The organism is Paraburkholderia sp. Ac-20347 (assembly GCF_017104805.1).
GTDB lineage: Bacteria > Pseudomonadota > Gammaproteobacteria > Burkholderiales > Burkholderiaceae > Paraburkholderia > Paraburkholderia tropica.
The window spans coordinates 45137-58133 of the sequence record NZ_JAAGPN010000009.1 but is presented as its reverse complement, the minus strand read 5'-3'; the positions used below and the strand labels follow the sequence as shown (position 1 = coordinate 58133).

Here is a 12997-nt window from a genome sequence, read left to right as displayed (position 1 = left end):
GGCCAGATCGTTTTTCTGCGTTTCGATACGGCGCGTTGATAACGGGAGCCGTGTGTTTTAGCACGGTTTTTACGGCGCGCCCGCTACGATTTCCTCCGTGGTTGCAGCTCCTGCAACATTCACGCATCGCGCGTCGACGGAGGGTTCATGACGGTTTTCAGCCGGACGAAAGCACCGCTTGCGCGTTCGGCGTCGCTTGCCGAGATCGAGTGTCGGCGTTCGCGTCGACGTCGTCTCGATGCGATCGCCATGACTGGCGTGGGCGCAGCCGTGACCTGTATCGCGTTGGGCTCCGCCGTCACCGGTCTCGCGCTCTGCGTGGCCGCGCTGGCTCCGTTCGTGTTCGTGCGCGACTGAGCGTCCGCTCTGCATCGAGCGCATTCACGCACATTCACGAAGTTCCACGAGGTTTCCGTGCTCAAACTGCTGATCCCCATCTTCGACCGGCATGGCGCCGCCGAAGCCGCGCGCCACAGCGCCTTTCTGTTCGCCGAGCATTGCGTGAGCGAAGTCGAAGTCGTCGAAGTGCTCGGCGACGCCTCGACCGACCGCAGCAGCGCATTCTGGTCGCCGGCCGAATTGCGCGAACGCTACCGCCGCTCGATGAGCGAGGCACTCGCGCGAACCTGCGCGATTCTCGACGACGCCGGCGTGCCCTACACGCGGCGCAGCGTGTTCGGACCGCCCGCACGCAGCATCGCGGCGTGCGTGGAGTGCGCGAGCGCCGATATCGTCGTGGTCGATGCGAGCCGTCTGGGCTTTCTGCGCAAATGGGGCATGCTCGCGCAACTCCGGCGGCTGTGCGCCGCGCCCGTCACGCTGCTGCAATGAGCCAATCAATAAATCGTCGCGACTCACCATGCGCCACTCCGGCACCACGTTTCGTCACACGTCGACGCCGCGCCGTCGCGCGCTCTTGCGCCTCGTCGTCCTGATTCTGCTGATCAATCCGATCCTCACCTGCGCGTTCGCCTTTGTCGCGCGCGGCAGCCATCCCGATCTCGCGCTCGGCCTCACCACCCTGTTCTGCTTCATGACCTGCGCGGCGTTGAGCGTCTGGATCCGCTCCGACGCGCACCACGCCTGGCGCGACGCGCGCGCGAGCGGTTTCGTCGAGCCGCGCGCGATCGCGAACGGCCGCACAGTGCGCGTCAGCAGCGACTGTCCGCGCCGCTGGCTCGTGGAGCTGCATATTGGATTGCAGGGCGGGATCGCGGCGCGCGGGTCGTGGCAGCCGTGATCGTTGCGCCAATCGGCACAGTCGACGATTGTTTTGCCCCCGATTTTTGGTCGACTTTTGGTCAACTCACGCCGAATGTTGCAAATCGACACACTCGCGCCGTTGCATTCCCGAAGGAAGAGCGTATGATTAGGGATAACCCTTAGGTACATACCCCAGCCAAACGAGGACATCATGGGCGCAGTGATTATTGCAATTTCGTCGAATGTGGCTCGATTTCTTGAAGCAGCACGCCGTCTCGGCACCGTGGCGCTGAATCGCCACCTCGAATACTGCGAACTGCTCGCCGAAGCGCAGCGTCGCAGCTTCTAAGAAGCGCGAGCTTCAGGCAGACCATCGTCTGCCAGGTATTGGCGCGGTCGCCGCTTCCAGCGCGACCGCGTTGGCCGTTGATACGCCCGTGCGTGGCGTCCGTGCGCGCTCATCGCGCAAGACGCGGCGCGCACGCTAGCCGGCGGTCTTCGCCACGCGGCTCTTGCCGACGATCGCCAGAAACCGGCTCAGCGCGGGCGTTTCGCGCGCCTCGTGCCAGACCAGCCAGAGTTCGGCGCGCGCGCCGCGACCTGCGAGCGGACGCGCCACGATCTCGGCGCCCGCGAGCCGCGCGATCTCCAGCGGCACGATCCCGAAGCCCAGCCCGGCCGCCACCAGGCCGATGATGCTGCCGACGTCCGAGACCTTCCACTTCGGCTGCAGCTTTACGCCCGCCTTCGCCGCGAGGTCCGTGACGACGCGCATCGTGCCGACGTCGTCGGGATCGGGAAAGCCCACCATCGGCTCCGTCGCGAGCTTCGCCAGCGGAATCTTTTCCAGCGCGGCGAGCGCATGCCACTTCGGCAAAATCACCACCAGCTCCTGACTCGAATGGACGCGATGGCGCAACGGCGCCTCGGCGGCCACGGGCGCGCGCACCAGCGCGACATCGAGTTCGCCCGCCTCCAGCGCCGCGAACAGCGTACGCAGATTCTCGTCGCGCAACTCCAGTTCCACATTCGGATGCGTTTCGCGCATGGCCCGCAATTGCGCGGGAAAACTGCGCTCGAACATCGCCGACGCCACATAGCCGATCGCCAGCGTGCCCAGTTCGCCGCGCGCGGTGCGCCTGACCGCGTCGATCGCGTGACCGTGCAGCGCGAGCAGTTTTTGCGCTTCGGCGCGGAAGGCCTCGCCCGCCGCCGTGAGGTCGATGCCCCGCTTGCGGCGATGAAAGAGGCGCACGCCGAGCGCCTCTTCAAGTCCCTTGATCTGTTGACTGAGCGCGGGCTGGGCCACGCCGAGCTGTTCGGCGGCGCGCGCCATATGGAGCGTTTCGCAGACCGCGAGAAACACCTGCAGGCGCCGCAGCGATGCGGAAGTGAGTAAAGAATCCATACGCCGCAGCCTATCAATCCCGCGCGTCGATGTATATCGATCTTTTGTCTAATTCGGTATGGGCGAATCGGGCTCGCGAACGGATCAGACCGCGCCGTTCCCGAACGGATGAACCGGTGCGTCGGTGGCTTTCCAGGCGTAGCGGCGCAGCAACTCGCCATAGCCGCCGCGAATCACGAAATCCGCGCATTTGTCGGCGTAATCCGCGCGACGCAGATGGTACGCGCGCGGCAGGTTGTACCAGGCGAGCGACGGCAGGTCGTGATGAACGAGGTGATAGTTGTTGTTCAGAAACAGCAGCCGCATGGCCGCGCCCGCTTCGTTGATGGCGATGCGCGCTTTCGGGTCCGGCGCGGCGCGATGTTCGTATAGCGAGCGGATGGTCGCGAGCGACAGCGCGGGCCACGTCACGGCGAGCAGATAAAACCACCACGGCACGCCTGCCCAGTGCTGCAGCGCGAACAGCAACGCCGCGACGCACGCGCCGTGCATGATCCACATCGGCGCATAGCGGCGGTCGCGCGTGCGCAGCGCGTCGAACGCGGCGGCCAGCACCGCGGCGGCGCTCATCGGCGGGCTCACCACCATTCTGCCCACGAAACTCTTGCGCGCGTGCCAGAGCGCACGACGCCACGCAGGCCAGCGCTGCCACTCGCCGGCGGGCACGTAATTCGTTTCGGGATCGAGGCCCGGCAAGGTGAGCGCTTCGTCGCGATGATGTTCGAGATGCGTGTCGCGATAGAGCGTGTAAGGAAACCAGATCGTGAGCGGCGCGAATCCCAGCAATTTATTCAGGAATACGTATCGTGTCGGATGACCGTGCAGCAATTCGTGCTGCATCGACATATGCCAGGCGCACAACACGGCGAGCAACGGCGCGGCGGCGTGCAGCGAGAGCGCGTGATGGCGCACCATCAGCAGCGTGGCGAACCAGCCGCCGTACACGCCCGCGATCAGCAGCCACGTCGGCCATTCCGTGCGCGCCGCAAAGCGCGCTTCGAGCGCGGCAACAGCCTGCGCGTGTTCCGCGTCGAAATATTCCGCCATGTTTGCCGCCTGCCACTTCGCCCACAATGAGGCCGCAGTATAAGGACGCGCCGCTCGGCGCTCCAATAATGGATTTGCACATCGTTATGACGTTCGCGCATGCAACGCGATATGCGGGTCGGCAGATAAGCATCTGACGATATCTTGGTTAGGCCGACGCTTGAACGGATTTAAGGTGACACATCTCGCGCGAACGATCGGCTTTCAAGCGGCATTCAAGCGGCGTTCAACGCGCGCAGCCATTCACAAATAGCGTCATTCAAAGGCAGACCACACGATGTCGAACGATCAACACGACGACCACCGCGCAAACGGCGCGCGTCGACAGCTTCTGAAAGCCGCTGCGGGCGCGGCCACGCTGGCCACGATCCGTAGCGCCGCTGGCGTCGGCGCTGCCGCCGCATTCGCGCTGCAAAGCGGCGCGGCGCGCGCGCAAGGCAACAAGGTTTTGCGCGTCGGTTTTCAGAAGTACGGGAATTTCGTCGTATTGAAAGCGCGCGGCACGCTCGAAAAACGCCTCGCGCCGCTCGGTTTTTCGGTGCAATGGCTGGAATTCCCCGGCGGTCCGCAATTGCTCGAAGGCCTGAACGCGGGCGCGGTCGATGTCGGCACGGTCGGCGAGACGCCGCCGATTTTCGCGCAGGCCGGCGGCGTGGATTTCGTCTATATCGCCAGCGAACCGCCCGCGCCGAAGGGCGAAGCCATCGTGGTTCCGCAGGACTCGCCGATTCGCACGGTCGCCGATCTGCGCGGCAAGCGCGTGGCCCTGAATAAAGGCTCGAACGTGCACTATCTGCTCGTGAAGGCGCTGCAAAAAGCGAATCTCAAGTACGAGGATATTCAGCCCGTTTATCTCGCTCCCGCCGATGCGCGCGCCGCGTTCACGAGCCGCAGCGTCGACGCGTGGGTGATCTGGGATCCGTACCTCGCCGCGATCGAGCGTCAAGCCAACGCGCGCACGATCGCCAACGGCGAACATCTCGTCGACAACGTGCAGTATTACCTCGCGACCCGCAAGTTCGCCGATGCACAGCCGCAGGTCGTGCACGCGCTGGTCGAAGAACTCATCGCCGTAGACAATTTCGCGCGCGACAACATTCCGGCGGTCGCCGCGCAACTGTCGCCGCTGGTCGGCCTCGACGCGGCCACACTCGAAGTGGCACTCAAGCGCGCCGGTTACGGCGTGCGCCCCATCGACGCCGCCACGCTCGCGTATCAGCAGCAGATCGCGGACACGTTCACCGAGCTCAAGCTCATCCCGCGCAAGCTCGTGGTCGCCGACGCGCGCTGGCAGACCACCTGAGCGACTTCGCACCCAGACGCCCGCCGCGCACAGGACAGCGCGGCGGGCCCGTCACCGCCTGCACCGGACAGTTTCCGTCCACCCGCCACCACGCCGTACCGGCAGACACTCTGTCATCTGTACCGGTACTGTACCGAAACACGCAGCTAGACTGGCTCCACTTGATCGATACGATCGCCATCGCTTTACCGGAGCCCTCGCCTCATGCTGCCCGACATGCTCAGCGCCCTGCCCGCCGGCATGCTGTTCGTCATCGTCACGACCATCACGCCCGGCCCCAATAACACCATGCTGCTCGCCTCGGGCGTCAATTTCGGCTTCCGGCGCACCGTGCCGCATATTCTCGGCATCAGCGCGGGCGTCGTGGTGTTGATGCTGTCCGTGGGTTTCGGTCTGGGTCAGGCGTTCCGCCACGTGCCCATGCTCTACACGGCGCTCGAAGCCGCGAGCGTGGCGTATCTGCTGTGGCTTGCGTGGAAGATCGGCACCTCGGGCGATCTCAAGATGAAGAGCGGCGAGCGTCGTCCCATGCGTTTTCACGAGGCCATCGCGTTCCAGTGGATCAACCCCAAGGCGTGGATGATGGTGCTCACCGCGGCGACGACGATCCGGCTGTCGACGGATTTCGGCATGAATACCGTCGTGATGGCCGCGTTGTTCTACGTGATCGGCTTGCCCTGCATCTGCGTGTGGGCCGCGTTCGGCACCAGCATGCGCCGCTTTCTCGCCGATCCGCGCCGCCTGCGCGCGTTCAACATCGCCATGGCGCTGTCGCTGGTCGCCTCGATGTATCCGCTGCTTGCGCATCTCGCGCAGCTTGCGCAAAGCTGATCGCTTCGTCAGGATCCCTTAGAAGTTTCCGCTGCTCACGCGCTCGATGAAACGCCAGAGCGCGTCGTCGAGCGAGTACGGCGCGTTGAAACGGAACCAGGAACTTGCCGCGTCGTCGGGACGGAAATACGAGCCCGGCGCGAGCCAGATGCCGTCGCGCAGCGCGGCCGTCGCCAGCTCGCCCGCCCGCGCGGCCTCCACCGGCAGACGCACCCAGACGAACAGTCCCGCGCGCGGCCGGCAGAACGGTTCGAGCCCGAGCGCGTCGATACGCTCTTCGAACGTCGCGTGCGCGGCCTTCAACTGCTCATTGACGATTTCGACGTGGCGCGTGTAGCGCCCTTCGAGCAGCACCTTGTCGACGATGCGCTCGATCGTCTGCGAAGACGTGAGCCCCACCGCCATCTTCGCGCGTGCGAGTTCGCGCAGCACGTCGCGCTCCGCGACGACATAGCCGCAACGCAGCGACGGCGTGACCGTCTTCGAAAAGCCGCCCACATACAGCACGCGCTGCAGGCCTTCCATCGCCGCGAGCAGCGGCGCGCCCGGCGGCGCGAGTTCGCGGCTGACATCGTCTTCGACCACCCACATGCGCTCGCGCTCGGCGATCTGCAGCAGGCGGAACGCGTTCGCCATCGTGAAACTCGCGCCGGTGGGATTTTGCAGCGTCGTGTTCACGAAGATCGCCTTGGGCCGATGCGCGGCGACCTGCTGCTCGAGCGCGTCGAGATCGAGCCCGGCGGGCGTGCGCGGTACGCCCTGCACCGTCAGGCCCGCGAGCTTGAGAATCTGCAGCAGATTGCAGTAGCCCGGGTCTTCGACCAGTACAGTGTCGCCGGGCCGCAGCAGCGTGCGCACGATCAGATCGAGCCCCTGCGTCGCGCCCTGCGTGAGCAGCACGTTGCCGACCTCGACCGGCAACCCCTGGCGATCCAGTTGCGCCGCCACGCGCTCGCGCAGCGGCGCGAAACCGTACGGATGGCCATAGTCGCCCAGACGCACCGCCGGCACGCGACTCGTCGCGCGCAGCGCATGGTGCAGCCCCGTTTCGTTGATCCACTCGCCGGGCATCCAGCCGCAGCCGGCCTTGATCGGCACCGAGTGATCGGCGAACACATCGGACAGCAGCCAGGTCGCGGCGAGCGCGGGCGGCTGCCAGCCCGCCGCGCTGGCGCGAGGCGCTTCGGCGCGCTGCGCCACGCGATAGCCGGAACCGCGCCGGGCCACCACGAGTCCCATCGACACGAGCCGGTTATACGCTTCGGTCACCGTATAGGTGGACAACTCGTGCGATTGCGCGAGCTGACGCACCGAGGGCAAAAGCGCGCCCGTGCGCAGCGTGTGCGCCTCGATCGCCCGCGCAAACGCGCGCACGATCTGTTCGACGAGCGTCGTAGCGGCCTGGCGGCCGCGTTCCAGTTCGATTTCGATCATAAGGTGGCGTGGACTGTACCCTGCCGTGCCGAGTACAGACCAATACAGTTGGGACAAATTGTCCAGCACAGTTATCAGCGCAGTATAGAGACTGTATCTGCCGCGCTTCAAGCCCCGGCGATAGAGTCTGTCAAACCACCTCAGGAGAACACCCATGACTTCGCGCCCCGTCATCGACGATCTGTCGTCGTTCTGGATGCCGTTCACGGCCAACCGACAGTTCAAGGCCGCGCCGCGCCTGCTCGAATCGGCCAAGGGCATGTATTACCGCACGACCGACGGCCGCGAGGTGCTCGACGGCAGCGCGGGTCTGTGGTGCGTGAACGCGGGCCACGCGCGCGAGGAAATCGTCGCGGCCATCGCCCAGCAGGCCGGCACGCTCGATTTCGCGCCGACGTTCCAGATGGGCCACCCGCTCGCTTTCGAAGCGGCCAGCAAGGTCGCCGAGATCATGCCCGAAGGGCTCGACCGCATTTTCTTCACGAACTCGGGTTCGGAGTCGGTCGATACCGCGCTGAAGATCGCGCTCGCCTACCACCGTTCGCGCGGCGAAGGCCAGCGCACCAAGCTGATCGGTCGCGAGCGCGGCTATCACGGCGTGGGCTTCGGCGGCATTTCGGTTGGCGGCATCGGCCCGAACCGCAAGGCGTATTCGGGCCAGTTGCTGCCCGCCATCGATCATCTGCCGCACACGCACAACCTGGAACACAACGCGTTCTCAAAGGGCCAGCCGGCGTGGGGCGCGCATCTCGCCGAGGACCTCGAACGCATCGTCGCGCTGCATGATGCGTCGACCATCGCGGCCGTGATCGTGGAGCCGGTTGCCGGTTCGACGGGCGTGCTGATTCCGCCGCAAGGCTATCTGCAACGCCTGCGCGAGATCTGCACGAAGCACGGCATCGTGCTGATTTTCGACGAAGTGATCACGGGTTTCGGCCGTCTCGGCAAAGCCACAGCAAGCGAATATTTCGGCGTGACGCCCGACATCATCACGATGGCGAAGGCGATCAACAACGCCGCCGTGCCGATGGGCGGCGTGGCCGTGAGCCGCACGATCCACGACACGGTCGTGAACAGCGGCGCGCCGGGCGCGATCGAACTCTTCCACGGCTACACCTATTCGGCGCACCCGCTCGCGTGCGCCGCCGCGATCGCCACGCAGGATCTGTATCGCCGCGAAGGGCTGTTCGAGCGCGCAAATTCGCTCGCGCCGAAATTCGAAGCCGCGGCGCACGCGCTGCGCGACGCGAAGCACGTGAAGGACGTCCGCAATCTCGGCCTCGTCGCGGGCATCGAACTGGATTCGCGCGACGGCGCACCGGGCGCGCGCGCCTATGAAGTGTTCGTGAAGTGCTTCGAAGCGGGCGTGCTGATCCGCTTTACCGGCGACATTCTGGCGTTCTCGCCGCCGCTGGTCGTCACGGAAGAAGAGATCGAGCGTCTCTTCGGCACCGTGCGCGACGTGCTCGCGACGGTGCAATAACGCAGTTTCGTCGCCGCGCTCCGGCGCGGCGCGCAACGCCATCGGGCGGCCCGTTTCGGGCCGCTTTTTTTTCGCCGCCCGCGCGGCGATTGCGCGGCTTCGGCACGCTCAGACCGGGTTCGCGCACGGTTTGGGCAAGGTTCAGGCAAGACCCGCGCCATCGGCGTATCGTGAGGTTATCGACACATCATTGCGCTGCCGGGCCGCACGCGGGCAGCGGCCGGAGGCATCGCGATGAAGACACCGATCCGCGTGGGAACGCATATCGAAGGCGTGCACTGGGTGGCCGAATATCTCGCGTCGACACTGGAAATCCGCGTGTTCCGCGAAGGCCGCGAAATCGAAACCATCGCGGCGCCGGCCTCGCTGTTCGGCGACGAAGCCGAAGCCGGTTCCGCGAGCGACGAAGCGAGCCGCGCCGAAGACGCCGCCGTGCTCGCCGTCCTCAAACATTACGTGGCCGAGCGCAATCCCGAGGAGTGACCATGACCGACGGCGCCGAACGTCCGCCCGAGACCGCCCTTTCCCGGCCCGCCGCCGCGCACGATCAGCCCATCGAAACGGATGCGCTGATCGTGGGCGCCGGTCCCGTGGGCCTCTTCCAGGTCTTCGAACTCGGGCTGCTCGACATACGCGCTCACGTGGTCGACTCGCTGCCCGTGGTCGGCGGTCAATGCGCCGAACTCTATCCCGACAAACCCATTTACGACATACCGGCGATTCCGGTTTGCACGGGCCGGCAACTCGTCGATTCGCTGATGAAGCAGATCGAGCCGTTCGGCGCGACGTTTCATCTGGGCGAAGAAGTGCAGATCGTCGAGCGGCGCGGCGACGGACGCTTTTTCGTGCAGACCTCGAAAGGCACGACATTCCTCACGAAGACCGTGTTCATCGCGGCGGGCGTGGGATCGTTTCAGCCGCGCACGCTGAAAGTGAGCGGCATCGAACGCTATCGGGACCGGCAACTGTTCTATCGCGTGCGCGACCCCGAACAGTTCCGCGACAAGGACATCGTGATTTGCGGCGGCGGCGATTCGGCGCTCGACTGGGCGCTGCGTCTCGTCGACGTCGCGCAGAGCGTGATTCTGCTGCACCGGCGCGAGCAATTTCGCGCCATGCCGGCGTCGGTCGCGCAGATGCGCACGCTATGCGAAGCGTGGCGCATGCAGGCGATCGTCGGCCAGATCACCGGTTTCGACGACGATGACGGCGTGCTCAAACGCATCAAGGTCACGGGCGGCGACGGCGTCACGCGCTCGCTCGAACTTGAATATTTGCTCGTGTTTTACGGCCTTTCGCCGCAACTCGGGCCGATCGCGCAATGGGGCGTCGAACTGGACCGCAAGCAATTGCCCGTCGATACGGCGCGCTTCGAAACGAGCGTGCCGGGCATCTTCGCCGTGGGCGATATCAACACGTATCCGGGCAAGAAGAAGTTGATTCTCTCGGGCTTTCACGAAACCGCACTCGCCGCGTTTGGCGCGGCGCGCCACGTTTTTCCCGAGAAGAAAATCCATCTGCAATACACCACGACGAGCACACACCTGCACGAAGTGCTGGGCGTGAACTCGCCGTCGATGGACTAAACCTGCGCCGATTGCCGGGCAATCAGCCTTGCGAACCCTCGGCCGGAGCCGCGTCTTCCTCGCGGAAAATGCGATCGGCGAGATGGAACGCCGAATTGGCCGCGGGCACGCCGCAATAGATCGCCGTTTGCAGCAGCACTTCCTTGATTTCGTCGCGCGTCACGCCGTTGTTCTTCGCGGCGCGCAGATGCAGCGCGAGTTCCTCGTTGCGGTTGAGCGCCACCATCATCGAAATCGTGAGCAGGCTGCGCGTGTGACGCGGCAGACCTTCGCGCGTCCAGATCTCGCCCCACGCGTAGCGCGAAATGAGCTTCTGGAATTCTTCAGTCAGATCGGTGCGGTTCGCGATGGAGCGGTCGACGTGTGCGTCGCCGAGCACCGCACGGCGCACTTTCAGGCCGGCTTCGTAACGATCGTCTTCGTTCATTTCGACTCCTGCAGGAAGGCCAGCACGACCTTGTTCCATTCGTCGGCGAGTTCGACGTTCGAAATGTGCGCGGCATTCAGTTCGACATAGCGCGCGCCCGGCACCGATTCCGCCAGTTCGCGGCCCTGAGCGGGCGTCGCGGCCAGATCGTGCGTGCCCGAGATCACGAGCGTCGGCGCCTTGATCGACGGCGCTTCGCCACGCAGGTCGGCGGCGTTGAGGGCTTCGCAGTTCGACGCGTAGCCGTCCTTGTCGGTGTGAACGAATACGTCGCGCACCTGCGACATCACCAGCGCGTTGCGCGCGATGAATTCCGGCGTGTACCAGCGCGGCAGCACGGCGTCGGCGAGCGCGAGCATGCCTTCGGCGCGCGCTTTCGCGGCGCGCGGCACCCACACTTCCGGCGTGCCGATCTTCGCGGCGGTGTTGCACAGCACGAGACGGTCGATGCGATCCGCGAAACGCGCGCCGAGGCCCACACCCGTGAGACCGCCCATCGAAACGCCCGCGAAATGCGCGCGCGCGATGCCGAGATGATCGAACAGGCCGATCACGTCGCCGGTCAGTTGCTCGATGGTGTACGGACCTTGCGGCGCGGCCGAATGACCGTGTCCGCGCGTGTCGTAACGCAGAACGCGGAAATGCTTCGAGAATTCGACGAGCTGAGGCGTCCACATCGATACGTCGCTACCGAGCGAGTTCGACAGAACCAGCCACGGCGCCGTGCTGTCCTGCGCACCGTCGATGCGGTAGAACAGCTGCGTGTCGTTGACGGCTGCATAAGGCATGCGGTTACTCCTGATGAGTCTGCGATGAAGAATGGGGCGAACGCTGGGCGTACGACGCGAGCACCGCGTCGACGAACGCGTGCGCTTCGCCCACGTAATTGGCGGGGTCGAGCAGCGCTTCAAGACGATTTTCGTCTAGATGCTGCGTGACGGCGGGATCGGCCGCGAGCACGTCGTAAAGCGTGCGTTGCGATTGCACCGCCTGTTTCGAGGCCTTTTCGACGAGGTGATGCGCGTCGAGGCGGCCGATGCGGTCGCCGAGCGCGAGCATCACGGCCTCACCGAGAATCAGCCCGTGCGTGACGTCGAGATTGGCCGCGAGACGTTCGGTGCGCACTTCGAGACCGCCTGAAATCTGTTCGATCTGCGCGAGCGCGCCGCCCGCGAGACGCGCGAGTTCGGGCAGCGCGTCCCATTCGGCTTGCCAGCCGCCGAGCGCGCGCTCGTGCTCCTGCACCATGCCCGCGAACACGGTGGCGACGAGTCCCGGCGCACGCGTGGCCGCCGTGAGCACCGCCGCGCAACCGACCGGATTGCGCTTGTGCGGCATGGTGGACGAACCGCCCTTGCCTGCCGCCGCCGGTTCGCCAAGCTCGCCGATCTCGGTCTGCATATGCAGCGAGATATCGCGCGCGATCTTGCCGAGCGTGCCGATCAGCATGCCGAAGAACGCCGCCGCTTCGGCGATGCGATCGCGTTGCGTATGCCACGGCAGCGTGGGCTGCGCGAGGCCGAGTTCCTTCGCGAGATCGGCGCTCACCTTCGCGCCCGCGTCGCGCAAGCTCGCGAGCGTGCCCGCCGCGCCGCCGAATTGCAGCACGAGCGCACGTTCGCGCAAGGCCGCAAGGCGCTCGCGATGACGCAGCAGCGTATCGAGCCACTGCGCGAATTTGAGGCCGAGCGTGATCGGCAGCGCCTGCTGCAGCCAGGTGCGCCCGACCGCGGGCGTCGCGCGATGTGCGCGGGCGAGTTCGGCCAGATTGGCGCAGGTGGCGTCGAGACTCGTGTCAATCAGCGCGAGCGCGTCGCGCAGTTGCAGCACGGTCGCCGTGTCGATGATGTCCTGGCTCGTCGCGCCCCAATGCACGTATTTCGCGGCCTCGGGATCGGCCTCTTTCACGCGCGCGGTCAATTGCTTGACGAGCGGGATCGCCAGATTGCCGCCGAGCGCGGCGTCACGTGCGAGCGCGTCGGCATCGAGACGATCCGCGCGGCACGTCGCGACGATCGCCGCCACGGCCGTTTGCGGAATCACGCCGTGCAGCGCCGACGCGCGCGCGAGCGCCGCTTCTACGTCGAGCATGCGCTGGAGCGTGGCCTCGGTCGACCACGCGGCGTTCATCGGCTCGGTGCCGCAAATGAGGCTCGTCAGGCGTTCAATCATGGATCGATATGAAAAAAGTATAGATGCGATGCGCGCAAACGCAGATGGCGCGGCGCCCGGCGACTATTGCCGCCGGACCCGCGCCACGCTGGTGTTCATCTGC

At 65.6% G+C, this 12997-nt stretch carries 14 protein-coding genes and 1 pseudogene; 9 read left to right on the top strand and 6 right to left on the bottom strand.

Features of this window, described 5'->3' with window-relative positions:
• Positions 1–147: 147 nt before the first annotated feature.
• The 4 genes from G3N97_RS03235 to G3N97_RS03220 all read left to right on the top strand — a co-directional run bounded on the left by G3N97_RS03235 (position 148) and on the right by G3N97_RS03220 (position 1552).
• A complete protein-coding gene (locus G3N97_RS03235) occupies positions 148–357 on the top strand; it encodes a hypothetical protein (protein ID WP_205991874.1) in 210 nt (69 codons plus the stop codon).
• 57 nt (positions 358–414) lie between these two features.
• Complete coding sequence (locus tag G3N97_RS03230; RefSeq protein WP_205991873.1) at positions 415–831, top strand: universal stress protein; 417 nt, start codon at positions 415–417, stop codon at positions 829–831.
• 28 nt (positions 832–859) lie between these two features.
• Positions 860–1240 (top strand): hypothetical protein, encoded by a 381-nt coding sequence (locus G3N97_RS03225; RefSeq protein WP_241030349.1) that lies wholly within the window; start codon positions 860–862, stop codon positions 1238–1240.
• 174 nt (positions 1241–1414) lie between these two features.
• Positions 1415–1552, top strand: a complete 138-nt coding sequence (locus G3N97_RS03220) for a hypothetical protein (RefSeq protein WP_205991872.1) — start codon at positions 1415–1417, stop codon at positions 1550–1552.
• A 135-nt stretch (positions 1553–1687) separates the two neighbouring features.
• On the opposite strand, the gene G3N97_RS03215 is transcribed toward G3N97_RS03220, so the two are convergent.
• Positions 1688–2611, bottom strand: a complete 924-nt coding sequence (locus G3N97_RS03215; RefSeq protein WP_205991871.1) for a LysR substrate-binding domain-containing protein — start codon at positions 2609–2611, stop codon at positions 1688–1690.
• 102 nt (positions 2612–2713) lie between these two features.
• Positions 2714–3658: pseudogene (locus G3N97_RS03210) on the bottom strand (fatty acid desaturase); the annotation flags it as partial.
• Between the two features lie 277 nt (positions 3659–3935).
• Between G3N97_RS03210 and G3N97_RS03205 the strand changes: the two are divergent.
• The gene (locus G3N97_RS03205; RefSeq protein ID WP_205991869.1) at positions 3936–4961 is read left to right on the top strand and encodes a sulfonate ABC transporter substrate-binding protein; all 1026 of its coding nucleotides are present in this window, start codon (positions 3936–3938) and stop codon (positions 4959–4961) included.
• Positions 4962–5165: 204 nt separating this feature from the next.
• Positions 5166–5792, top strand: a complete 627-nt coding sequence (locus G3N97_RS03200; RefSeq protein WP_205991868.1) for a LysE family translocator — start codon at positions 5166–5168, stop codon at positions 5790–5792.
• Positions 5793–5810: 18 nt separating this feature from the next.
• Here G3N97_RS03200 and G3N97_RS03195 read toward each other — a convergent pair whose 3' ends face one another.
• On the bottom strand, positions 5811–7226 hold the full coding sequence (locus tag G3N97_RS03195; RefSeq protein ID WP_205991867.1) for a PLP-dependent aminotransferase family protein: 1416 nt from the start codon (positions 7224–7226) through the stop codon (positions 5811–5813).
• Between the two features lie 154 nt (positions 7227–7380).
• On the opposite strand from G3N97_RS03195, the gene G3N97_RS03190 reads away from it, so the two are divergent.
• The 3 genes from G3N97_RS03190 (at position 7381) to G3N97_RS03180 (ending at position 10295) form a co-directional block, all read left to right on the top strand.
• Entirely contained in the window at positions 7381–8709 is a 1329-nt protein-coding gene (locus tag G3N97_RS03190) for an aspartate aminotransferase family protein (RefSeq protein ID WP_065058927.1), read from the top strand.
• Positions 8710–8943: 234 nt separating this feature from the next.
• Entirely contained in the window at positions 8944–9192 is a 249-nt protein-coding gene (locus tag G3N97_RS03185; RefSeq protein WP_065058968.1) for a hypothetical protein, read from the top strand.
• Positions 9193–9194: 2 nt separating this feature from the next.
• On the top strand, positions 9195–10295 hold the full coding sequence (locus G3N97_RS03180; protein ID WP_205991866.1) for an NAD(P)/FAD-dependent oxidoreductase: 1101 nt from the start codon (positions 9195–9197) through the stop codon (positions 10293–10295).
• Positions 10296–10317: 22 nt separating this feature from the next.
• Here G3N97_RS03180 and pcaC read toward each other — a convergent pair whose 3' ends face one another.
• The 3 genes from pcaC to G3N97_RS03165 are packed head-to-tail and all read right to left on the bottom strand — an operon-like array spanning position 10318 to position 12894.
• Complete coding sequence (gene pcaC, locus G3N97_RS03175) at positions 10318–10722, bottom strand: 4-carboxymuconolactone decarboxylase (RefSeq protein WP_205991865.1); 405 nt, start codon at positions 10720–10722, stop codon at positions 10318–10320.
• Positions 10719–11510, bottom strand: coding sequence for a 3-oxoadipate enol-lactonase (pcaD, locus tag G3N97_RS03170; RefSeq protein ID WP_205991864.1), 792 nt, complete (start codon positions 11508–11510; stop codon positions 10719–10721). The genes pcaC and pcaD overlap by 4 nt, the downstream gene beginning before the upstream one ends.
• Positions 11511–11514: 4 nt before the next feature.
• Positions 11515–12894, bottom strand: coding sequence for a 3-carboxy-cis,cis-muconate cycloisomerase (locus tag G3N97_RS03165; protein WP_205991863.1), 1380 nt, complete (start codon positions 12892–12894; stop codon positions 11515–11517).
• Positions 12895–12997 lie beyond the last annotated feature (103 nt).